Genomic DNA, 23,625 nt, shown 5'->3' with positions numbered 1-23,625 from the left:
GGCAAAGATGAGATCTAATCGGTCGCTTCTCTGCCCTTTTTTTGTCTTTCTTTTTCCCGTTGACCATCAGTAGGCACAGGTTCTGTCCAGAATCATACCTCTTCAAATGTAAATCCCATGTATAATTCATGGGTTTCATTGGCGTTTCACTGGGTTTTCGTAAATTTTCACCCATACCCATTATGGAGTCTCTGCTCCTGTCCGATATACATAGAGAGGAATTGCTCACCTCACACGTCATCTCCATCTTACAGAAAAGAGGGCATATGCACATGAAAACACAATGGAAAATCAAATTCGGGTTCACCATGATGATGGTTCTGGTTATTCTGATGCTGGGAGCATGTTCGGCAGCCGATAAGGTGTCCCCCGCAGATCAACGAACCAAAGTCGGAATCGTTCTTACGGATGTCGGCTTGGGTGATCATTCTTTCAGTGACGCATCTTTTGAGGGATTGGTACAGGCAAGAAATGAGAACAGTATTGTTTTTGATTACAAGGAACCGGGAAAGGATCTGACATCCGAGGCAGCTTTTGAGCAATTTGCGAAGGATAAGGTTGATCTGATTATTGGTCTAAGCGACACGATAAAAACCGATATGGAGAAGGTTGCCCAGAAGTATCCTGATCAGCACTTTCTCATCATTGATGGGCATTCCGATCTCCCCAATGTGACCTCCATGTCCTTCAAAGCAGAAGAAGGCAGCTATCTTGCAGGTATCATTGCCGGCTTTGCAACAACCGAAGACCATGTAGGCTTCTTGGGTGGAATGGATATTCCGGTGCTTCACGATTTTCAGCAAGGTTTTGAGCAAGGGGTAAAGGCCGCTAATCCGAATGCCACAGTCCATGTCGTGTACGCCGGGGATTTTGGCAATCCTGATCTTGGAGGAAGGCTCGCGGCGCAGATGATTCAGGAACAACATGTTGACGTCATTTACGTTGCTGCCGGACTTACCGGCATAGGCTCACTTTCGGAGATTCAGCGATTGGGTAAATACGCCATTGGCGTGGACCAAGATCAGTTCTTTTTAGCAGAAAAAGCAGTACTCACTTCCATGCTCAAAAATGTAGATGTCTCTCTTCACAACGCCATTAATACGTTCAATCAGAACCAACATTCATTTCCCGAAAAAGAAATGTTTTATGGTCTGGCAGAAAACGGCGTAGGTTTAACAGCCCTACATAACATCACTCTCACGGACGAACAACAGCAAACGTTCGAAGATTTGAAAGCACAGATCGCTTCCGGCAAAACCAAAATTACTCTTGATCAATAAACAGATTGCTAATTTGGAGGCACGCTTATGAAATTGCAGGGAAAACTGATATTGAATGCCATCGTATCTTTACTGTTATGCCTTTTGCTAGTAGCCTATATCATTATTCAATTGCTGAACATGAATGCCAAAAATCAAAATCTGGTGCCAGCCATGTTGAAAGTCACTGAGCTGAACGCCAATCAGATACAGACCGAGCAGGCGCTTGATGTATACTCGTTCTCCATGACAGCTGGCAATCAGGATAATGTAACCCGATTGCTGGATGAGGGTAAGACCATGGTAAAGCAGCTCACAGAAGGCTTGCTGGAAACGGATGAACAGCTTCGCCTGATCCAATCGATCCAAACCAAATTGACGGCTCTGGACACGGGCGCCACGGAAGCCATCACAGCCATGAACAGCTCGGATGCCAAACGTTTCAGTTCACGGGTCAAAGGCATACAAAATGATATCTATATGCTGAATGAGGTGACCCGGGATCGGTATAACCAATATACAGTAGATCTGGAACAAGATATTCAACGGACCTGGCAGATTGCTCTCGTCGGAGCTATCATCCTGCTTATTGCTGTCCTGTTGTTCAACATGTACACATCGCGAAATTTGGCGAGACGCATCCGCACGTTGAAGGATGCGGCAGGACAAATTGCGAACGGCGATCTTACACAGCAGCTTCCGGAGGCACGAGGCAAAGATGAACTCGATGACTTAAACCGCTCCTTCCGCCTTATGACGGGGAATATTCGCAGTATCATCCAATCCATCGGTGCGGCAGGAAATCGTGTTGATGGGATGGCACAGGATATTGATCGCGGCAATGATACCGTGCAGGCCATTGTGCAGCAAGTATCACGAACGACCGAAGAACTGTCGATTGGCAGTCAGAAAATTGCCGAGGACCTAAGTGACACGGTCATGGTCGTGGACAAGATGCAGCATATGTTTGAAAGCAATCTTCAGGCGACTTCACAATCTGCGATCTATGGAAATGAGGTTTTGAGTTCCGTGCAGGAGGGACACATTGCCGTACAGGAACAGCTTCGACTGGCTGAAGTGAACCGGATTGCCATGTCTGAGGTAGAACAGACCGTCCAGGAACTGGAAGAGAGCGCCTCCCGAATCGCAGCCATGACTGCCTATGTATCAGACATCGCAACGCAGACAACCCTTCTGTCTCTGAACGCTTCCATTGAAGCGGCGCGTGCAGGTGAAGCCGGACGCGGCTTTGCTGTCGTCGCGGGGGAAGTGAAGAAACTGGCCGAGCAATCGGAACAATCGGTGCAGCATATCTTTGCGGCTGTTGGTGAGATCACAGCAGCTATGGGCAAAGTGAAAAACTCTGTGACACAGAGCATTCAGCTCTTTGCAGAACAGGAGCGGGCCACTGGAAAAACCGGTGAATCCTTCTCCGGAATTCGTCACAGTGTAGAGCGAATCAGTTCAAGCATTAACCAGCTTACGGAAGACATGCAGCAGTCCAGTGAACTTAGCACACAGGTTCAGCAGGCGATTGAAAACATCAGTGCCATTACAGAACAATCGGCGGCAAGCAGTGAGGAAATTACAGCTTCAACGGCTGAGCAGCAACGTTCGTTCGCCGAAGCAAGCACTAAGGTGAAAACCCTGCGGGATATCAGTGCAGAGATGCATCAGGAGCTGTTACGGTTCCGATTGTAGTGGAGTCACAATAAAGAGGGGCTATACCACACGCAAGACGAAAGTGAATTCTTTCTCTGGGGTCCAAACACTTGCGAGTCTAACGAATCGGCCAGACCCTAATAAGAGGATTCGTGACGAATGCACAGTTTAACGAACTTCAGTCACGTTATTCCGATGATTCCAGTACATAACTTGCGGCAGGACCTGCCGATCGGAGGAATAGCGTCGCTGGGATTCGTTACACCACAGATCTAGGACAATTACAGCTAACAGCATATGGTCCGTTCCTCACACCGCAGACCTGTGGAAATACAGTTAATAGCATGTGTTCGTTCGTTAAACGGTAATACGCTAAAAAGGGGGTGTCCTCGTCATGTTCATGACTATGGGACATCCCCTTCTTTATGTTATGAGTGGTTTATATTACACGAGCCCAAAGCGGTGTAAATGCAGCTTAAGAAGTAACGAGATACCCAGAGTGCAGCACCAATCATAACCCTGATTTATAGTGCATCCATGATATCCCCGGCAAGCAGAGATGCCGGATCACCGCGCAGCAGCGCGGCTCTCTCCGCTGCCTGGCCGTGTAAAAACACGCCAAAGGCGGCAGCCTGCTCCGCGCTGAGCCCTTGGGCGAGCAGACCGGCGATGATGCCAGTCAACACGTCTCCTGCACCGCCGGTTGCCATGCCGGCGTGTCCGGTGGTGTTGATGTACGCCTCGCCGGATGGCGTTGCGATGACCGTTCGTGCTCCCTTGAGCACAAGGGTCACGCCCTGCTCGCGGGCGTACCGTGCAGCGTGTCCAATTCGGTCACGCTGCACTTCGGGGGTCGACATGCCCAGCAGTCGGCCCATCTCCCCGGGGTGCGGCGTCAGGATGGTCGCCGAACCTCGTTTGCCCCAGTCGCGAGGCCCAGTTGGGCCAGCGTCTGCAAGCATGTTGAGGGCGTCCGCGTCGATGACAAGCGGGCGATCCGTATGTTGCCACAGACGGCGCAGCCAGTCTGTGTCGCCTTTGAAGCGACCGAGGCCGGGGCCGGTCGCGAGCACGTCGCGGCTTTCCGCGAGACGCAGCACGGCGTCGGCGGAAGCCGCGTTCCACTCGCCGCTCTCGCCATCTGCGGCGGGAGCGAGCATGAGCTCGGGCACGATGCCGATGACATGCGGCAGCAGTGCCGCGGGCAGCGCCCATGTGGCGAGCCCGCAGCCAGCGCGCAGCGCGGCCTTGGCCGAGAGCAGGCCTGCGCCGCTCATCGGCAGACTGCCTGCGGCCAGCAGCACGTGGCCGTAAGTGCCCTTGTGACCGTCCGGTGCCCGGAGGCGGCCCGTGTCCACGCGCAGCGTACTGCGCAGCACCTCTTCCGTCAGCAGACGGACCGAGGGGCCATGCTCCGGCGCAAGCCGCGCGGGTATGCCGATGGAGCGCACCACGATGCGCCCCGCGGCAGATGCGCCCGGGTACTGCACAAGCCCGCGCTTAAGCAGCGCGAGACATACCGTCACCCGGGCCTGAATGCAGGGCTCATATACCTCGCCGGTGTCGGCATTCAGCCCGCTTGGCACATCGGCGGACACGACAGGCTTGCCGCTGCTGTTCGCCGCCTCAATCAGCGCCGCGTATGCTCCGCGCGGCGCCCCCCGCGAGCCGGTGCCCAGCAGCGCATCCACGATGCCTGTGCACCGGCTGAAGTCCACGGCTTCGCGCCCGTGGACCAGAGCAGGGATGCCGAGCTGCGCGGCGGCATCCCGCTGCACTGCAGCTTCGCCCCGCAGCGCAGCAGGCGCATCGGCGTATACCAAAGTCACGCCAAGCCCCGCTTCAACCAAATGGCGCGCCGCAACCAGCCCGTCGCCGCCATTATTGCCCTTGCCGATCAGCATGTACCACTGCTGATCACCGGGCTGCTCCATCACGAGCGCCGGATCGGCGATGATGTCGCCACCATGGCCATGGCGATCCCCGGGCCCGGTGTGGGCCATGGAATCTGACGCCACCTTTTCATACTGCGCTCCTCGCTCCACTCCACTCCCCGAGCCCTCTTCCCGGCACAGCCGGATAACTTCCTCCGCAATGGCTCTGCCTGCATTCTCCATCAGACTGGCTGCAGGAATGCCAAGCTTGTGAATCGTATGCTCATCCACAGCTCTCATCTGTTCAGCGGTTACGATAAACAACGTTCATCCCTCCCCGGTGACAACCCTTTAGAAATATTTCATCCCTAGTGTACCTGAACTACTGTGCTTTCACTTCTCCAGACCCTCTACTCAGAATCCAGTTCCGTTTACCGGTCCGTTTCTCCTTCTTGCCTATCAGATCCGGATAAATAGCTCTTAGTAACCCACCGTAAACCGGGATTGAATAAATTGCGGATCATCCAGCTCATCCACCAAAGCCGCTGCAAAATCGCCAACGGAAATCGAACTTTCACCCAGATCATCGGTGATCACACGATTCATGCCAACCCGGAATAGGCCTGTCCGTCTTCCTGTTGTGATCGTAGCCGCAGGACTCATGTAGGTCCAGTTAATATCCGATGCCTCTATCAGGTTATACGCATCAACATGTGCCTTCGCCAGTGGCTTGACTTCCTCAGGGAATCCAGGTGTGTCCATCAGCATTTCTCCAGAATCCGTAAGCAAGCTTCCTGCTCCGCCAACGACAACCAAACGTCCTGCTTTTGCACGGCGAACACCCTCGATTAATGAACGTGTAACTTCCAATATCTCTTCCTCCGCGCCAAACTTCGGTCCATAGGCACTCACAACAGCTTCTTGTCCGGCTGTAAAATCGGCAACCTGGTCCGGGTTAAGCAAATCCCCCTGTACCACACGCAAACGCTCATGATCCATCTCAACCTTCGAGGGATCACGAACAATCGCCGTTACCTCATGACCACGGTCCATTAACTCCCACAGTATCGTCTTTCCAATCGCTCCGGTTGCTCCAAAAATGGCAACTTTCATATTAAATCCCTCTTTTCAGTAAATATCATCTTGTCAACTTACCGTTATTTTAATACTTAATCCCATTGTTATATACCTTAAACGGCTCACGCCATCTTAAACCGTCTGTGTACACTTGTAAACCATTGTGAGAAAACTTTTCCAGTCCTTTTAATCCACATGAAAAAAGCCGCAATATGCGGCTCTACAGTGACCTCCTAATTAAGAAGAAACGGAATCTCTTCATAGTCCCTTATTCATTCTTCATTTTCCAGCCCGCTGTTTTATTCCGTTCCATCTTCCTCTTGCCTCCACCACATGCCTTCCGATTTCGGACTGGTGTAGGCAAAGCCAAATTGAGCATACAAACGATCCGCAGGAACATCTGCCAGCAGACTGACCAGACCGCGAGCAGGCACATGTTCACGCAAATAATTCATGATCTCACTCATGATCAATTTGCCATATCCTCTGCCCTGCTGGTCAGGGTGTACAGCGATATCCACCACCTGAAAGAAACAACCGCCGTCTCCGATGACCCGGCCCATACCTACAATTTCATTTTCTTCACGCAGACATACAGCAAAAAGACTATTCGGCAGTCCAATCTCCGCCCCCTCCTTGCTCATCGCACTGAGACCTGCGATCTTCCGTAACGCAAGGTACTCTGCTGCTGAGGGCGGTATGTGTTCAACGTTGACTCGGTCCATGGATCATTCTCCTTCTGTTCCTGCTTGAATTCACGTACTTCCTGTGTAATAGTTGAGAGAAGCTGAACTGATTCGTATTTCATGATACACCAAGTTCATGCAAAGGAGGAACACATGTGCTTCAACACTGGATAGATGATGTCACATCACGACCAGGCTCTGATGCTGTGTTGTTCGGGGTAATGGCTGTGCTTCTGGGCATATACATATGGTCTGCCACTGAAGTTCGCCGCAGCCGTGACCGGCGAATGCGGAGAATACGAGATACATTATACATAAGTACACCACTTCTGGGACAACTTGCCGACATCAAAAATCGGAAATATAAACTTTCGGAACATGAACATCATGAATGGTTAACGGGCATTCTGGCCTGTAAGTCCGCAGCCTGCCTATCCTCTCAGCTTCAGGATCAGATCCGCGACTGTGTTCAGGATCATGATCCGGCCAGACTCGCTCTGATGCACAGGGCTTTGGAACGTGAGAGTACAGCATTATCCGATGAACTCAGCCGGGATACACAGCCCGATCATTGGGGAAAAGCCGTTTGGAAAATCATCCGGCCTGCCGCTGAACCCGCTGCGCTGTTTGCGGTGTCGGTTCTCACGATCGATCTGATATTCCGTCAGCGTCTTCTCGAGGTTTCCATCGATTCCTGGCAGGCAGCCTTGCCCTGGATTCGCTTCGTTTCCCTGATGATTACCATACTCTATGGTTATCTGCTCTGGGCCAGCCCAAGAAAGGATACAGAAGGAACAGTTTCCAAAGCGTTATCCTTGCTGATTGCATTGTGCGGCCTTTTGCATCTGATTGGACTCGCTGCTGCTCCCTATGCGCTCGGATTGCAGCTCATTCTGTTCCTCTCCGGTTTCGGCCTGACAGGAAGCCCTTCTCGCAGTGATCGTCCCTATGCGGGACACACCGATTCTGATGACGATTTGAATATAAGTACAGATACATACGCCAATGAGAACTCGGACATGGAGCTGAATCTCCATAAACCACGCACACCCGGAGCCATCTCCGAAAAGTGAACTTTTTAACTCGGTTGGACGGATGAATCACTCTCCAGTTTCATTCAACACCAAAAAAGAGAAGCCTCGAATCGTCGGCTTCTCTTTTTTTGATTTCTTACTTCTTTCAGCATGTTGCATACTTCGATTCTAATTTTATAACATTACATTAAGCCTATCCCTTCGCGCTTGCATTCGATGAGCGCAACGAGCGGGGTGAGCTGCTTCGTGCAGTGCTGCCGGATTTGGAGGCGCTGCCGGAGGGCGTATTTTCAAAACGCTTGCGTTCGGTCCGCTCCATCTGTACAATCTGACCTTCGTGTACAACGATGTGCAGCGAGCCAAACTCCATGTCATTCAGCTGTCCGGCAATGCGGTCCATCCATACCTCATCCACTTTTAACGGCTTAGCCATAGAGCCGCCTCCTCTTCTCGGGCTGCTGCCCGCTATATTTCTTAAGTGTGCTGTCATCCAACCCGACTTATAATTCATTCTTATCCAACCTATATACTTGGTTTATACATTAGCAGGGCTTCCAGTAGCTGTCAATCCGAATTTTTATGATTATGAGACCAAATCCGTTTTTATTCCAAACGTTTACCAAAACAAATAGATTACGCATGGACTTCACAGCGCTACATCACTTTTCGGAAATTGTTTTATGCCCCAGCCAGCTCTTAAGCAGCAGGGTAGCTAAAGCCAGGATCAGCAATAGGGAAGCGACAGCAAATGATGCCGAGAACTGGTACTCGTTATACAGAATCTCGACATGCAGCGGCAAGGTGTTAGTCTCCCCGCGAATATGTCCTGATACAACAGACACGGCGCCGAACTCACCCATCGCCCGCGCATTACACAGAATAATGCCATACAGCAGACCCCACTTAATGTTGGGCAGTGTCACGTTCCAGAAGATCCGCCACCCGGACGCCCCCAGTGTAACCGCCGCTTCTTCTTCCCTCGTGCCCTGATCCTCCATCAACGGAATCAGTTCTCTGGCAACGAAGGGAAACGTAATGAACAATGTTGCGATGACAATGCCGGGCAGCGCAAAAATAATTTTGATATCATGGTCGGCCAGCCACGGTCCAAACCACCCATTCGAACCAAAGACCAGGACAAAGATCAACCCGCCCACGACAGGCGAGATCGAAAAAGGAAGATCAATCAGGGTGATCATAAGTCCTTTGCCCCTGAATTGGAATTTGGTAATGACCCATGCAGCCGCCACACCGAATATCGTATTGAGCGGTACGGTAATCCCGGCAACCAGCAGTGTAAGTTTCAATGCCGACATCGCGTCTGGCTCGGTAAGCGCAGCAATGTAGACACCCCAGCCTTGCTTTAACGCCTCCATCAGCACGATCACCAGCGGTAAGATGAGCAGCCAGAGCAGCACCAGACTTGCCAATCCGATCAACAACCATTTAACCCATGGTGCTTCCGTGGTTGCACGGTTTGGCCCCGGCCCGGTTCGCACACGGGAAGCAGGCGTCAATGGAACGGAACCCGCCATATTCTATACCTCCTTTTGGTTTAGGTTGGTTCACTGCTCACTAAGCTCTGCCTGCCTTACGGCTCCAGCGTTGAAGTGAATTAATAATCAAGAGCAGGACAAAGGAGACCAGCAGCAGCAGCAAGGCTACGGCCGTAGCTCCCGCATAATCGAACTGCTCCAGCTTCGCCATGATCAGCAGGGGCGCAATCTCCGTTTTCATCGGCATATTGCCTGAGATAAATACCACGGAGCCATATTCACCTATGCCTCGGGCAAAGGCTAACGCAAAGCCGGTCAGCAGCGGCGGGATCAGATCCGGAAGCAGGATCTTACGGAATATCCGCCATCTTCCCGCTCCGAGCGTAGCTGCGGCTTCCTCCACCTCTGCCTCAAGCTCCTGCAAAACAGGCTGCACCGTACGCACCACAAACGGAATCCCGATAAACATCAGCGCGAGCGTAATGCCTGCCTGTGAATAGGCCAGCTTAATGCCCAAAGGTTCCACCAACTGCCCAATCCAGCCATTTCCGGCATACAGCGCCGTTAAGGCAACCCCCGCCACTGCCGTCGGTAAAGCAAAAGGCAGATCAATGACGGCATCAAACAGCCGTTTCCCCGGGAACTCATACCGGACGAGTACCCAAGCCAGAAGCAGCCCGAGGACCAGATCAATCAGAGCCGCTGCACCTGCAGTCAGAAAACTCACCCGGAAAGAAGCCAGTACTCGGGGATTCGTCGCCACCTCAATCAGTGTGGACCAGGTCAACCCTGTGGAGTTAAACAAGAGCGCTGCTAGTGGAATAAGTACAACCAGGCTCAGGTAGAGCACACTGTAACCCATCGTTAATCCGAATCCCGGCAGTGTGCGACTCCGGGCCGCCATCACCTTGCTCATGGACGTTCATCCTCTCTGCCTTCAGTCGGTAGGACTGGTTGGCCGTTCACATGATCACGCAACAACATCGACATCCAAGGCATTAGCTGCCCGGAACATAAATCTGGTCAAAGATCCCGCCGTCATTGAAATGCTTGGCCTGTGTATCCCGCCATGTGCCAAATACATCCTTCAATGTGAACAGCTCAAGCTGCGGGAACTGATCCTTGAACTTCTCCTTCACGCTGTCCAGGGTTGGACGGTAATAGTTCTCGGCAGCAATGGTCTGCCCCTCTTCGCTGTACAGGTATTTCAGATAGGCGTCCGCCACATCGCGGCTGCCTTTTTTGTCTGCATTTTTATCAACGATTGCTACTGGTGGTTCAGCCAAAATACTGACCGAAGGTACAACAATATCGAATTTGTCCGGACCCAGCTCTTTAACCGATAAGAAAGCCTCATTCTCCCACGCAAGCAGTACATCACCAATACCGCGCTCTACAAACGTAGTCGTCGCTCCACGTGCTCCGGAGTCAAGGACAGGCGCATGTTTGAACAATTCTGCAACGAAAGCTTTGGCCTTCTCTTCATCATTGTTGTTATGTTTGAGCGCATATCCCCATGCCGCCAAATAGTTCCAGCGTGCTCCGCCTGACGTCTTGGGATTCGGGGTAATGACCTGGGTATCTCCCTTGATGAGATCATCCCAGTCCTTAATGCCTTTCGGATTGCCTTTGCGTACCAAAAATACAATCGTTGATGTATACGGAGAGCTGTTATGCTCGTATTTATCCTGCCAGCCCGCATTGATTAGACCTTTATCTTCAATAGCATCGATATCGTATCCCAATGCCAGAGTAACCACATCCGCGTCCAGCCCATCAATAACGGAACGACTTTGTTTACCTGAACCGCCATGAGACTGCTTAACTGTTACTTCTTGACCTTTCTCTTTCAGCCAATACGCCGCAAACGCCTTATTATATTGCTCATAGAGTTCACGTGTCGGATCATAGGATACATTCAGCAGCTCAATCGCTTTTGCCCCTTCTTTGCCGCCTTCCGTTCCCCCCGATGTTCCTGCCGCATTCTTGCCACCACTGTCCGATCCACATGCCGCCAGTACCCCTGTTAACACCAATGCCAGACCAACCAGAATACCCTTATGAATTCTCTTTTTCATAGATAACACTCCCCCCGAATGGATCTGCAAGATTACCTCAGGCAAGCTGAACAGCATGGAACGCACCGAAAAAAAACAATAAACGGAGGAACCCCCGCGCACTTCTCCCTCATAAAGTCATGCCGGCCCAAAGGCCGTGTATGCTTCATCCAGAAATGATGCGCTGCGGTGTTCCTCCGTCTATACGGTGAGAACGTTATTCTGTTCACGTTACAATCTCTCATGTGACTGTAAATGACTGCTTTCGGAATTTAAAGCAATGCCATTTTTATTATTCCTACCTGTTTAGTAAGTTATATACGTATCATAAGGGCAGTGCATATGACTGTCAAACATTTTTTCCGTTTTCTGCCGATTTTCTGTTTAAGGGGCAGAGAAAGAAGAACAACGAACCAAAGTCCGTTGTTCCCTTGTCAGCGGTATGTTTTATTCGCTGTAACTCATTTCAGGATTGGCATGAGTTCATGCCCTTTCTTGCTTATTTGCCCGCATACCGGATATTCGGTACGGGAGGTGTACTCATGCCCTCTCCCAAATAAAAGCCAGTATGCGGCGGTTGGTTATAGGCTACATTTTGCCAAGCTACGCCAAGACGGTATACCGGATCATGCATCAGGGTGTAGATCCGTTTGTCCGTAACGGCGGTTGTCGTATAGATGCGCAGGGCAGAGCTGTCATTGGTCCGCCATACCACTTCTTCTCTCCAATCTCCAAACAGGTCTGCCTGCAGATTCGGAGTGGATTTCGTTCCATTATTGGAAGAAGCACCGGAAGCAGTTAACAGATTAACCGTTTTGCTATTGGCATAATCCCATTTATCGATTCGGTTGCTGTCCAGCAATTCGCGAAGCAGGTCACCGTCCCACCAGATGCCAAAATTCGTGGAGGAAGGCAGGGTTGTCCCTATCTTCTGTCCTTTGGCTGTATACAAACCACCATCTGCCCACACTTCGGCACCCTTATAACGTGGATCGATATCGGCTGCCATGCCGCGTCCAATATCTTTTGTCGTAGGTATGCCCCAGATCAACTGACCTGTACGCGCATCACGGAATTCCACTCCGGCATTGGATGCTGTCTCATGCACCTGGAATACTTCAAGTCCCGCACGATCCGGGTCCAGATCACTGAGATGCATGGCATCCCCATGATGAAGTCCTGTCGTGTAGAGTCCTTTGCCGTTATCATCTACCGCCATCGCGCCATATACGATCTCATCTTTGCCATCGCCGTCCACGTCTGCCACACTCAGATTATGATTACCTTGTCCGGCATAACCGGAATGACCTGATGTATTGGAATCAAACGTCCATTGTTTCGTCAATTGTCCATTCCGCCAGTTGTACGCCACCAGCACCGTCCGGGTGTAGTATCCACGCGCCATGACCAGACTTGGCCGCTCCCCGTCCAAATACGCAATCGCTGCAAGGAATCGATCGACCCGGTTGCCGTAGTTGTCTCCCCAATCGGACACATTGCCGCGTGCCGGTTCGTAGTTCACGGTGGAAAGTGTTTTGCCGGTCTGTCCATTGAAGATCGTAAGGAACTCCGGTCCTGACAGAACATATCCACTTGAATTACGGTAATCCTTGCTGGCATCGCCGATGATCACACCCGTACCATCCTTGGTGCCATCTGCCGTTTTCATGGCCACCTCAGCCTTCCCGTCTCCGTCCAGATCGTACACCATGAATTGGGTATAATGAGCACCCGCACGGATATTTTTACCCAGACTAATGCGCCATAGACGGGTTCCATTCAACTTGTAGGCATCGATAAACACTTCACCCGTGTAGCCGCTTTGAGAGTTATCCTTGGAGTTCGACGGGTCCCACTTCACGATCAATTCATACTCGCCGTCCCCGTCCAGATCCCCTGCACTCGCATCGTTGGCACTATACGTGTACGCTACACCATCCGGCGTTGTTCCGCCTGCGGGTACACTTAGAGGCACTGTCAAATCATTATTGCCCCATACGTTCGCTGCTGCCGAAGCAGCTTGCTCCGTTCCACTGAGTACAGCTCGAACCGTGTATTTGGAACTGCTTGTCCCGCTTGCATCCTGGAGATTGGTGCTGTTTGTTATGGGCGATGCATTCACCTTGGTTCCATCCCGGTAGACATTAAACGACACATTCGACCCTTCCGTACCCAGAAGCCGCCAACTGACAAACACACCCGCCCCTGTCTTTACTGCAACTACACCACGATCCAAAAATTCCATCTGACGCGCACCCGCAGCCTGCGTGACCGGGATACCTCCAAGACCAAGCGAAGTAACCAGTAACGCAGAACTCAGCAGGGATAGCCCCGCAGTCCGCAATGTGAGCTTCCATAAAGAACGTTTACCCATAAGACCATTGCCTCCCCAATCGAATTGGTAAGCCCGCTGTCCTTCGTTAGCACATTTATATGTAAGCGCTTTACTTAATTTATTTTAAATTAAACATATAATTCCATCTATAGGTCTCAATTAGTAATTTCACGAGAACGATACACAGCACTTTTTTAAAACTATATTTCCAGGGACACCAAAAAACTGTGAAGCCCTGTCATAGACAGGATTCCACAGCTAATATTAACATTATTGACTTTCCCCCTAGGATTTACACCACCGGAGCAATACACACCGGGCGGGGTATCTCCAATTTGAATCCGTTGTGTGTCAGACGTCCATCTTCACCATTGATCTGAAAAGCAACAAGGTTGTTGCTATCCTGATTGGCAACCAGTAGAATGCCCCCTGGCAGCAAGTTGAAGTTGCGCGGAGTCTGACCAATAGTTGAAGTCCACTCGATCGCCTCCAGCTCGCCGGATTCCTGGTCAATGTGATACAGCACAATGCTGTCGTCCCCACGGTTGGACGCATACAGGAAGCGACCACACGGGGACACACGGATGTCCGCTGCCGTACCTTCCCCCGAATGTCCTTCAGGCAGTGTGGATATATGCTGCAATGTATTGAATTCACCTCTACGCTCATCATACGTGAATGCCGTAACGGTGCTGCTCAATTCATTGATCACATATGCCCATTGCGAATTCGGGTGGAAGACCAGATGTCTTGGTCCTGAGCCAGGAGGTTGATTCGTCTCCCGATGAGTAACCAGGCGCCCCTCTTCCAACCGATACACAATAATCTGATCCAACCCCAGATCACAGACAACGGCATATTGCCCAGAAGGATCTGGCTGAATGGAGTGTGCGTGTGGCCCTTCCTGACGCTCATCGTTCAACCCTCTTCCCGTATGTTCAACCAGCGCACTCATCTCCCCAAGCGTCCCCTGATCTCCGATCGGAAATACATTCACACTGCCACTGCTGTAGTTGGACGCAAGCACCCACTTGCCATCCTTCGTAACAGACACATAACAAGGTGACGCACCTTTCGTCAATTTGCGATCCATCAGATGGAGTTCACTCGTTGCCGCATCCCGGCGATAGACAAGCACCTCTCCCTCGTCCGTTTCACTCACCACATAGAGGCAGCTCCCATCCGGGCACAAAGCCATATAGGATGGATTATCCACACCATCCGTTTCATTCATTATCCGCATCTCACCTGTATCCGTATTCAATGCACACAGAAATATTCCAGGTTGATCCGCTGATGCATACGTACCTGTATAGAAAAATGTTTCATTGGTTGCTATGGGTTCCATTAGCTATTCTCCCCCTATTCATTCAAGTATGAATTCCATTGTTATGTACTTACCCAAATCATAGACGATTGCTTCATTGGTTGGCCTCCATTCTTATGGATATGCATATCATGGGAGCGCTTGCAGATAGGCCATTGACTCTCCTATCCTCCCTCACCATAATACAAAGTATGAGACCATACAATAGTTCAACCCCAATGCGTAAATCCGACGGATTCCATATGCAAAAACTTATTGTATTGCCTGACCCGCTACTGGCGGAAGCTGCGGCTGCTCCTGTCACGTCAGGGCTGCACGTTACCGATATTGGATATTTTCACGAAGCTGAGCACCATTACCGGGACCGGCCCGAAGGATGTGCTTCGCATATTGTGATGTACTGTGTCCAGGGTACGGGCTGGTATACGCTCGCCGGCAGCAAGCGGTATGATGTTACCGCCGGAAATCTGGTGATCCTGCCTGCCCATGTCGCTCACGTCTACGGAGCCTATTCGGCTGATCCCTGGAGCATCTATTGGATTCATCTGCGCGGCGAACACGCCTCTACTTATATCGAGCCGCTGGTTGCAGATATCATGCCTTCGATTTCTCCCACCAAGGCGCAGAAATGGCTGGAACTGTTTCATGAATGTTACAGCACACTGGAGACTGGTTATTCATTGCAAACCTTGACCTACACTTCCCAGATTGCGGGTTATATGTTAGGCATGCTCGCTTATGGACACGAAACAGAAGGCGGGATGGTCAGCAGCAAAAGAGCAGCAGAACATTCTGTGCAGTATATGCTGGAGCACCTTGAAAGTGGGGTTACCCTCAAGGAACTGGCTGCACAAGCCCGTTTGTCTGCACCTCACTACTCCCAATTGTTCAAACAGGCTACGGGACATTCACCCATTGATTATTTCCTGCGCCTCAAAATTCAGCATTCCTGCCGCTATCTTGATTTTACCGATTGGACCGTAAAACAGATCAGCTCCGAGTTGGGGTTCAAGGACCCCTATTATTTCTCACGCCTGTTCAGCAAAATGATGGGACGTTCACCCACGGACTATCGCAATAAATCAAAAGGGTAGATCATCGAAGCGTCAAATGATTTGTTATGAATATTTTGGAATACAGCATGGGAAATAACAGCAACCTTTTGAAGGGAAGGGTCGTCTATAGGGGCAAATAGCTTTTATATAAAGGGATGACCCCTGGAAAAGTGAGGCGAATCTGTAATGAAAAAAAATAATAAGTTGGCTGCATTGACCGCCGGAGCTTTACTTACACTCTCTCTGAGCGCTGGTCCAATTCACGCTGCTCAAGCGGGATTCACCGATATTCAAGGCATTGCGGGAGCAGACAAGATTGAATCCCTGCATCAGGATGGATTAATTAAGGGAGTGAGTGATAGCTTGTTCAAGCCGGAACAGGAATTAAATACTGCTCAGGGCATACAGCTCATTGCCGATGGACTGGATCTGAATCTGGACACGATCCGATTCATCAAACAACCACTGCCAAGTGACTCCTTCTCCCACGTAAAAGATGGCGTATGGTACAGCGATGCTTTTATCCGCGCCAAATACAATGGAATCAAAATGTCAGATGATATTGATCCATCCAAAGCACTGACCCGTGAACAGTACACCCTGTTCTTGATGCAGGGCATTGAAGCCAAAGGTGGTCTGCCGATGATTAACATCAAACCGGTAGATATCACGGACGAACAGGAGCTTACTCCCGAATACCAAGGCGCTGTTCAACGCTCCCTTGTCTTGAAGATTAATACGCTCGATGCGGACGGCAATTTCAATCCGAAAGATACCATTACACGCGCTGAAGCTGCGGTTATGATGTATAACGCCAAGGCCTATATGGAAGACTTCAATGCACCGAAAATCCCCGAGGCACCTGAAAAGTAATGACTACGGGAGGCCTCTGATCCTCCCTGATCCACATTTAAAAGCAAAACAAAACAGCCACATGCTCCCTCAAGAGGAACATGCGGCTATTTCTGTTATATCTTCTAATATATGATTGTACGCCGGTATACCGGTATTCAGATCAGGATTAGAACGATCCTTTAACCACAACTTCAGACAACGGGAAACGACCTGCTGGACGAGCTGGTTGAGCTGCCTTACCCACAGTAATCAACAGCGTTGGCACGTAACGTGATGGAATGTTGAATGTTTCGATCAATTGTTGCGGGTTGTAACCACCCATTGGGCAAGTATCATATCCCAGGGAACGTGCAGCAAGCATAATATTCTGTGAAGCAAAAGATGCATTGCGAATCGCTTCGTCACGGGCGATTTGCGGATTTTGGTAAGCATTGTTGATCTGTCCAACCAATGCGTCACGAACTTCAGCTGGGATCGCACCTGCTTCAACAGCCTGGTCATAAATCACGGCGTTGCGGTTCGCTTCCAGATCTCCGAGTACAGCGATAGTAACGGAGCTGTCTGTGATTTGACTTTGGCCGTAAGCGATTGGCAGCAACTTGGCTTTGTCCGCTTCGGATTCGATCACGAGGAATTTCCAGTGCTGCAGATTCCATGAAGACGGTGCTTCGGAAGCGGCAGTCAGGATCGCGTTCAGATCCGCTTCAGGCATAACAAAATCTTTTTCATACTTTTTGACAGCGTGACGTTCGTTAATCACGCGAAGTGTTTCATTGTTTTCAATGCTGGACATGTGTTCCACTCCCCAAGTTCTTTTTTATTTTTTTTACGTTCGCAAGGCCAAACTCTACCGAGTACTTACCCTCCGAAAATAACATCAGCGCAGACGATCGCTTCCATCTGTGTTCACGTTATGCCCGGAATCGCCTAAAATCATGAACGGATCTTACAACCGGAGCAAACGTCCTTATACCTGTCCAACACACCTGTCAGCAGCAGTCCAAGGCCAGATCATGAAGAAGCGTTAGCATGTTGATCCGTCATGATCTATCCTTTGTGGGCAAAAGCTCTCTGGACAAGGAACATTCTTCCCCATTGCTGATCCGATGCTTCACATCCTCAATGGATATGCGGTCAAAATAAGCACTTAGCGCTTGTTCGCCTCCATCGTAGATGCCTCCCATCACTTCTTTCATATTGGAAGAAACGACGCATGGTGAGCCTGATTCTCCCGAACACCAGCTGGGACCAAGCGACCCGCCCGCTACCAGTCTGTACAGTTCTCCAAGCTTGATGTCTTCACTCGGACGGCTGAGCAAATATCCTCCGTGGGCACCTTCCTTGGTGGTCAGGTATCCATGTTTCCGCAGAACACTAAGAACCTTGCGTACCCTGGCTGGATGTGTACCAACACTTTGGGACAAGTCTTCACTATTGGCCATACATTCATTGTTCATAGACAGAAAGACCAGACAGTGCACAGCAATGGTAAATTCACTGTTCATTACTTACTCCCTTCCCGGCACCTTCACCGATGAAAATTCATTCCAAGGTAAGTATAACTGTTATTATAGGAATAACAGTTATGTTTGTCAACACTCTCCAACAGTTGGCTAGGAATCCGGATTTACCCTGATATAACCGTATTTACAACCTGCTTTCGTCGATTGTATATCCTCAAATTCGAACCGTATTTCCATGAAAAAAGAACAAAAAAGTGAGCCAGTCGCTTCGCGACAGGCTCCAATAAGATAGACATATGAAAGGGCTTACGTGATTATTATAATCGGTTATCGCCATTTTGAAAACGCTTTTTTTGTCAAGTGGGTCATTATTTAAAATTTTTCTGTTCGAAAAGAATATCAACAAGGGGATTGCCAAAACTAATGACATTAGTTATATTACTAATACCATTAGTTTTGAGGAGGATTTTATAATGCGAATCACCCATGAACATGCTGTCATTCAAATTTCATTTCTTCCACGGCTTTTCCCCGTGAATGTATATCTTGTCGAAGAAGATGAGGGATTTACCCTGATTGATGCCGGAATGCCATTCAGCCTCAAGGGGATTCTGTCTACTGCACAATCCCTCGGCAAACCCATTACCCGAATCATTCTAACTCATGCTCATGGCGACCATGTTGGTGCACTTGATGGCCTTAAGGATGCGCTGCCCGAAGCTGAGGTCTGCATTTCCAGACGAGATGCTCCGCTGCTGGCCGGAGATGCTTCCCTGCTTCCCGATGAACCGCAAACTCCTATACGGGGCAGCGTGCCCAAAGCGATACGCACCCGACCGGATCGCTTGCTGGATGACGGCGACCAGATCGGCTCCCTGGTCGCCATTGCTACTCCGGGCCATACGCCTGGCCACATGGCCTTCATGGATATGCGCAGCCGCGTGCTGATCGCTGGCGACGCGTACCAGCTGCATGGCGGTCTCGCCGTATCCGGCCGCCTGCGCCCGCTCTTTCCGTTCCCGGCGCTTGCAACGTGGAACCGTGAACTTGCTCTTGCCAGCGCGAAACGCCTGGCTGAGCTGGAGCCGTCCGTGCTCGCTGTAGGGCACGGACGGCTGCTGCGCCAACCCGCGGCGGCCATGCACGCTGCGACGGCTGACGCAGAGCAGCGGCTGCGCCCTGCCAGGGGGCAGCTGTGAGCCCGCGGCAGGGCCTGGATCGCGGCGCTCTGTTAAGCGCCGCCGCCCAGCTTGCCGACAGCGACGGATTCCATGCGCTGACGCTGGCCGCACTGGCCCAGCGGCTGGATGTGCGCTCCCCATCGCTGTACAACCACATCAGCGGGCTTCCAGGGCTTCGCCAGGAACTGGCGCTGATGTCTGTGCAGCAGCTCAGCCGCACATTAACCGCGGCGGCGGCTGACCGCTCGGGCGACGAAGCCATTCAAGCGGTTGCTACCGCATATATCGGCTTCGTCCGAGAGCATCCGGGGCTGTATGAAGCCTCATTTCATGCCCCGGACCGCGAGGAACCGCAGCTCGCTGAAGCCAGCACAGCTGCGTTGGAGGTGCTGCTTCATATTCTGCAGCCCTACCCGCTAACCGAAGCGGAAGCATTGCATGCTGTCCGTGGGTTGCGCAGCCTGTGTCATGGCTTCGCCTCCATGGGCGCGCAAGGCGGCTTCGGCATGGACTTTGACCCGGACGAAAGCTTGCGTCTGACCATTGCCGCTTTTTTGAAGGGGCTGCATCACCTTCACCAAGCCTGACCGTTTCGATAAACCATAGTGAAGAGGGGCTTTCCCATAAGTCATAAGCATGACGATGGGCGCCCCTTTTTATCATTATTATGATCTAATGAACCTGGCACACGGATTATCTCTCATAGGCGCCGTCCTAAAATGTAATGAATCACAGAGACGTTATTTTATCGGTTACGTCGCTTTTTAGGCTCTGAGGCCGTGTTTGCACTGAACTAACGCCACTGAAGTTCGTTAAAATCGGTATGTATTGAGAATCACCGTTTATGGTGCGGTAGATTCGTTAGGCACCTTACAAGTTTGGCGTATTACGCTGTGCAGCCGTGCGTTCATGCTTACTGAAGTGGAAGCCCTTTCCTGATAGTCCCCTCCATATGTATCCCGGTGGTGTCCCTTGTCCTGAAACGGCTTTTCTATTGCCAGGGTTGTCGCCCTGTCTGCACTTCCTGCAAAATCTTCTTCATAACAGGCACGTAGACTTTCCAGTAAAACAGGTCCGGAATCCCCTTTTCATTCGGCGTAAGCTTGTTTCTCAGTACCTCCCATCCCTTGATGCGTCGCCAGAACGAATAATGCTTCATCTCACCGAATGTTCCTGCCATATAGTAAGACCGATTATGGTCCTCATGACGAATAAGTGCGGGGAATGGTATTGGTATGCCTGAATCCTTCAGTTTCTGTTGACCTTCCTTGGTCAGGTCGGTTCCATACCAGGCCAGTACGGAATCTTTTTGCTCCGGTACAATGACGTCAAACCAGCTGCTATAACGGATATCCTTAGAAATCCCACTCCATTCTGCACCTTCTCTTGTGAAGGAAAATTGGACATCCTCCGTCCTCACATCCCGCCCTTTCTGGAGTACAATCACCCGACCATTCTCATGTACAAGAACAATGCCCGCTCCATGAAAAGACCAATTCTTCTTCTCGCTGCGTTCATAGTTCATTCGCACTCTCTGCGATACTTCATCCATATTCTGTAGATCCGATACGGATCTGCCCTGCCACCCGCTGCTTCTCATGCCCAGAACGGGATACAACTGCTCTTTTGTCAGGTCAGAAGCGATGTTCGACAAGGCACTGGACTCAGCGACAATCGATACACCTTTATAGGCAGCTTCCCGAATTTTTTGGGCATCGTATATCGTGAGACCTTCCACGATTTGGCCCTGTTGATGTTCGTCTGGATTATCCGATGACATATTTTGGTGTGACGTCAGATAGATCAGGTCCGTATCCGTCACCTCATCAGGTAAGGGTCGCTTCATCGGAAGAGTGCCGTCCCGGGTGTCATATCCGTAGTAATCTTCCTCGTACCTGTAACGCTCCCCGGTCTGCTGCACAATCTTCTGCTGATTCAGGAGCCATACCAATCCCTTATGTGCTGCATAGGAAAGATCAGGTTTGCTTTTGTTGATAATCATGATGTTCAGTGGTGTCGAAGCCTGCGATTGCCACAAGATCCAGGGCACAACCAGAACTACCGAAACCACCGTCAGACAAGCCATCGTCCATACCTTGACTGGTCTGTGAGTTCTATTCATCGAAGCGTTTTCCTCCTTGCTCTGTTCCAAGGTATTCCTTTTCCTTTTCATTTCGTAAACCACAGCCTGCCCGCAAGCTGTCTCTGCCAGCCCAAACGCTGTTTCCGAAAGCTGGCTCCACACGTCGCGGGTCACGGACATACAGATGAGTGGGGGATGTATATAATACGTCCACGCCCTTTCATCTGTTTCATGCGTTGTGCAGCTGCAGGACTAGCTCGCACCAGCCCCAGGCCACTGATTAGAAAATATTGATTCCCCTTACTCGAATAAACCGCCTCACGCGGGGTACAATAAATACAAATTTTCCAAATACATCCTGTATGTTCATTCCGGGTCGATGAGACACTAAGCATTCTATCGGCTTTCTGCGTTTGTGATATAATAGGAACAGAAAATTCCGGTGATTGGCATCATGTTCCGGATATCCGGATAACATATCATTCCAGAAAGAGGGAGTTCTACGTGGCTCAAATCAGTCCGTCTTACCTTCAGATCGGCGCAACACTGGGGATGCTCATCATGGCCCTGCTTGCCATTTTCATTCGAATGAAAGCCAGCCATCGCCCGGTTACCATTCGCAAAATCCTTATCCCTCCGCTGGGCATGAGTACGGGCTTTCTTATGTTTGTTGTGCCTGAGACCCATGTTCCGCTTCTGTGGGCATTCATCGCACTGCTGGTGGGCTGGTTTATTTTCTCGTACCCCCTCATTCGCAGTACCCGATTTGAACGCGTTAACGATGAAATTTTCGCCACTCGTTCACGAAGTTTTGCTTTCATTCTGCTTGGATTGCTGGCAGTTCGTTTGATTCTGCATGAACTCATCCAGCGCTATGTGAGCATCCCGCAAACAGGCGGATTATTCTTCCTGCTGGCCTTCGGCATGATCGTACGCTGGCGCGTATATATGTACAAGCACTACAAGGAAGTTGTGACTGCTGAATCATAACAGACAAACCAAAAGACACGTTCTCTGCACTTCATTGAGTGCGGAACGTGTCTTTTGCTGTTCATGTGAGATACGCTAGAAGTCAATCCATATCTATTCAGGGTCTGCAACTTTCACCAGTTGTTTGCCCAGGTTATCTCCGGAGAAAAGGCCCATAAAAGCTTCCGGCGTGCGCTCAAAACCATCCACGATGTTCTCTTCGTATTGGATATGACCTTCCTTGATCCATTTTGCCAATTTGGAACGGCCCTCTTTGAAGGACTTGGCATAATCACCCAGCAGAAAACCTTTCATTAACGCTGTATTGGTTAGCAGCAGCGTCTGTGGACGCAAACCAATGTCCGGCTTCTCCAGATTATAGGACGAGATCTGTCCACAGAGCGGAATGCGCGCATTTCGGTTGATATGACGCAATACGGCATCAGAGATGTCACCGCCAACGTTGTCGAAGTATACGTCCACACCATTCGGACAAGCCCGTTCAATGGCAGCTGACATATCCTGCTCGTGTTTATAATTCAATACAACGTCGAATCCCAGTTTTTCTTTCAGGTACGTACATTTTTCGTCAGAACCTGCGATCCCGACTACACGTGCACCTACAATTTTGCCGATCTGACCTGCGATCATACCCACAGCTCCGGCCGCACCAGATACAACAACCGTCTCGCCGTCCTTCGGTTTACCGATGTCTTCCATGCCAAAATAAGCCGTCAGGCCCGTCAGACCGAGCGCACCCAGATAAGCTGTGAGCGGTGCCTCTTCTGTATCAATCAGGGTAATATCTGCTGTATTTACTGCTGCGTATTGCTGCCAGCCCCACATTCCTGATACCAGGTCACCTTTGCGCAGATTCGGTTCCGACGACTCTACAACCTGCCCAATCGTCCCACCCTTGATCACTTCGTTCAAAGCATAGGGGGGAGCATAAGATTTTGTATCTTTCATCCGGCCCCGCATGTACGGATCTACAGACAAATATAGTGTACGTACCAGAACTTGTCCTGCTTCCGGTTCAGGAAGCGGTGCATTAATGAATTGGAAGTTTTCTTTGGATGGGGCACCTTCGGGACGTGATGCAAGTACGATCTGTTTATTTTCAGACACCAAAATAACCTCCTTCTTGCCAGTGGACCAGGGTTGACCCTCTGTCAGCTGATTTCATTCACCACCGGCTCTATGTGTAACGCC

21 protein-coding genes are annotated in these 23,625 nt (G+C 50.6%); 8 read left to right on the top strand and 13 right to left on the bottom strand.

Annotated elements, in window-relative coordinates; all coding sequences use genetic code 11:
- Positions 1-272: 272 nt before the first annotated feature.
- Together PPA03S_RS10860 and PPA03S_RS10855 are read left to right on the top strand one after the other, a co-directional pair.
- Positions 273-1,280, top strand: coding sequence for a BMP family lipoprotein (locus PPA03S_RS10860; protein ID WP_245683572.1), 1,008 nt, complete (start codon positions 273-275; stop codon positions 1,278-1,280).
- A gap of 27 nt (positions 1,281-1,307) precedes the next feature.
- Positions 1,308-2,960 (top strand): methyl-accepting chemotaxis protein, encoded by a 1,653-nt coding sequence (locus PPA03S_RS10855; protein WP_062322636.1) that lies wholly within the window; start codon positions 1,308-1,310, stop codon positions 2,958-2,960.
- Between the two features lie 485 nt (positions 2,961-3,445).
- Here the strand turns inward: PPA03S_RS10855 and PPA03S_RS10850 are convergent, their stop codons facing one another.
- From PPA03S_RS10850 to PPA03S_RS10840, 3 genes are all read right to left on the bottom strand, one after another.
- A complete protein-coding gene (locus PPA03S_RS10850) occupies positions 3,446-5,119 on the bottom strand; it encodes a bifunctional ADP-dependent NAD(P)H-hydrate dehydratase/NAD(P)H-hydrate epimerase (RefSeq protein ID WP_062322635.1) in 1,674 nt (557 codons plus the stop codon).
- A 156-nt stretch (positions 5,120-5,275) separates the two neighbouring features.
- Entirely contained in the window at positions 5,276-5,908 is a 633-nt protein-coding gene (locus PPA03S_RS10845; protein ID WP_062322633.1) for an NAD(P)-dependent oxidoreductase, read from the bottom strand.
- Between the two features lie 263 nt (positions 5,909-6,171).
- A complete protein-coding gene (locus tag PPA03S_RS10840) occupies positions 6,172-6,597 on the bottom strand; it encodes a GNAT family N-acetyltransferase (RefSeq protein WP_062322631.1) in 426 nt (141 codons plus the stop codon).
- A gap of 116 nt (positions 6,598-6,713) precedes the next feature.
- On the opposite strand from PPA03S_RS10840, the gene PPA03S_RS10835 reads away from it, so the two are divergent.
- A complete protein-coding gene (locus PPA03S_RS10835) occupies positions 6,714-7,631 on the top strand; it encodes a hypothetical protein (protein WP_062322629.1) in 918 nt (305 codons plus the stop codon).
- Positions 7,632-7,785: 154 nt separating this feature from the next.
- Here the strand turns inward: PPA03S_RS10835 and PPA03S_RS10830 are convergent, their stop codons facing one another.
- From PPA03S_RS10830 to PPA03S_RS10805, 6 genes are all read right to left on the bottom strand, one after another.
- Complete coding sequence (locus tag PPA03S_RS10830; protein ID WP_062322628.1) at positions 7,786-8,025, bottom strand: YezD family protein; 240 nt, start codon at positions 8,023-8,025, stop codon at positions 7,786-7,788.
- A 226-nt stretch (positions 8,026-8,251) separates the two neighbouring features.
- Entirely contained in the window at positions 8,252-9,127 is an 876-nt protein-coding gene (cysW, locus tag PPA03S_RS10825) for a sulfate ABC transporter permease subunit CysW (protein WP_062322626.1), read from the bottom strand.
- Positions 9,128-9,167: 40 nt separating this feature from the next.
- Complete coding sequence (gene cysT, locus PPA03S_RS10820; RefSeq protein WP_062322624.1) at positions 9,168-10,004, bottom strand: sulfate ABC transporter permease subunit CysT; 837 nt, start codon at positions 10,002-10,004, stop codon at positions 9,168-9,170.
- Between the two features lie 82 nt (positions 10,005-10,086).
- Entirely contained in the window at positions 10,087-11,166 is a 1,080-nt protein-coding gene (locus PPA03S_RS10815; RefSeq protein WP_062322623.1) for a sulfate ABC transporter substrate-binding protein, read from the bottom strand.
- Positions 11,167-11,644: 478 nt separating this feature from the next.
- Positions 11,645-13,519, bottom strand: a complete 1,875-nt coding sequence (locus tag PPA03S_RS10810; protein WP_062322621.1) for a rhamnogalacturonan lyase — start codon at positions 13,517-13,519, stop codon at positions 11,645-11,647.
- Between the two features lie 253 nt (positions 13,520-13,772).
- On the bottom strand, positions 13,773-14,828 hold the full coding sequence (locus PPA03S_RS10805; RefSeq protein WP_062322619.1) for a lactonase family protein: 1,056 nt from the start codon (positions 14,826-14,828) through the stop codon (positions 13,773-13,775).
- A 197-nt stretch (positions 14,829-15,025) separates the two neighbouring features.
- On the opposite strand from PPA03S_RS10805, the gene PPA03S_RS10800 reads away from it, so the two are divergent.
- Both PPA03S_RS10800 and PPA03S_RS10795 read left to right on the top strand, forming a co-directional pair.
- Positions 15,026-15,901, top strand: coding sequence for an AraC family transcriptional regulator (locus tag PPA03S_RS10800; RefSeq protein ID WP_062322618.1), 876 nt, complete (start codon positions 15,026-15,028; stop codon positions 15,899-15,901).
- Positions 15,902-16,048: 147 nt separating this feature from the next.
- Positions 16,049-16,735 (top strand): S-layer homology domain-containing protein, encoded by a 687-nt coding sequence (locus PPA03S_RS10795; protein WP_062322616.1) that lies wholly within the window; start codon positions 16,049-16,051, stop codon positions 16,733-16,735.
- 148 nt (positions 16,736-16,883) lie between these two features.
- Here PPA03S_RS10795 and PPA03S_RS10790 read toward each other — a convergent pair whose 3' ends face one another.
- A complete protein-coding gene (locus tag PPA03S_RS10790) occupies positions 16,884-17,510 on the bottom strand; it encodes a nitroreductase family protein (protein WP_062322614.1) in 627 nt (208 codons plus the stop codon).
- 247 nt (positions 17,511-17,757) lie between these two features.
- The gene (locus PPA03S_RS10785) at positions 17,758-18,222 is read right to left on the bottom strand and encodes an RrF2 family transcriptional regulator (protein WP_062322612.1); all 465 of its coding nucleotides are present in this window, start codon (positions 18,220-18,222) and stop codon (positions 17,758-17,760) included.
- A gap of 431 nt (positions 18,223-18,653) precedes the next feature.
- Between PPA03S_RS10785 and PPA03S_RS10780 the strand changes: the two genes are divergently transcribed.
- Positions 18,654-19,379: an MBL fold metallo-hydrolase gene (locus PPA03S_RS10780; protein ID WP_062322610.1), complete on the top strand. Its 726-nt coding sequence runs from the start codon at positions 18,654-18,656 to the stop codon at positions 19,377-19,379.
- Entirely contained in the window at positions 19,376-19,948 is a 573-nt protein-coding gene (locus PPA03S_RS10775; protein WP_062322608.1) for a TetR-like C-terminal domain-containing protein, read from the top strand. The genes PPA03S_RS10780 and PPA03S_RS10775 overlap by 4 nt, the downstream gene beginning before the upstream one ends.
- A gap of 404 nt (positions 19,949-20,352) precedes the next feature.
- On the opposite strand, the gene PPA03S_RS10770 is transcribed toward PPA03S_RS10775, so the two are convergent.
- Complete coding sequence (locus PPA03S_RS10770) at positions 20,353-21,483, bottom strand: hypothetical protein (RefSeq protein WP_062322607.1); 1,131 nt, start codon at positions 21,481-21,483, stop codon at positions 20,353-20,355.
- 465 nt (positions 21,484-21,948) lie between these two features.
- On the opposite strand from PPA03S_RS10770, the gene PPA03S_RS10765 reads away from it, so the two are divergent.
- Complete coding sequence (locus PPA03S_RS10765) at positions 21,949-22,434, top strand: CcdC family protein (protein ID WP_174532124.1); 486 nt, start codon at positions 21,949-21,951, stop codon at positions 22,432-22,434.
- A 93-nt stretch (positions 22,435-22,527) separates the two neighbouring features.
- Here the strand turns inward: PPA03S_RS10765 and PPA03S_RS10760 are convergent, their stop codons facing one another.
- Positions 22,528-23,541, bottom strand: coding sequence for an NADP-dependent oxidoreductase (locus PPA03S_RS10760; RefSeq protein WP_062322605.1), 1,014 nt, complete (start codon positions 23,539-23,541; stop codon positions 22,528-22,530).
- Positions 23,542-23,625: the final 84 nt, after the last annotated feature.

The organism is Paenibacillus pabuli NBRC 13638 (assembly GCF_001514495.1).
Lineage (GTDB): Bacteria > Bacillota > Bacilli > Paenibacillales > Paenibacillaceae > Paenibacillus > Paenibacillus pabuli.
Note: the sequence above shows the minus strand (reverse complement) of the source record. Positions and strands in the feature narration are given on the sequence as shown.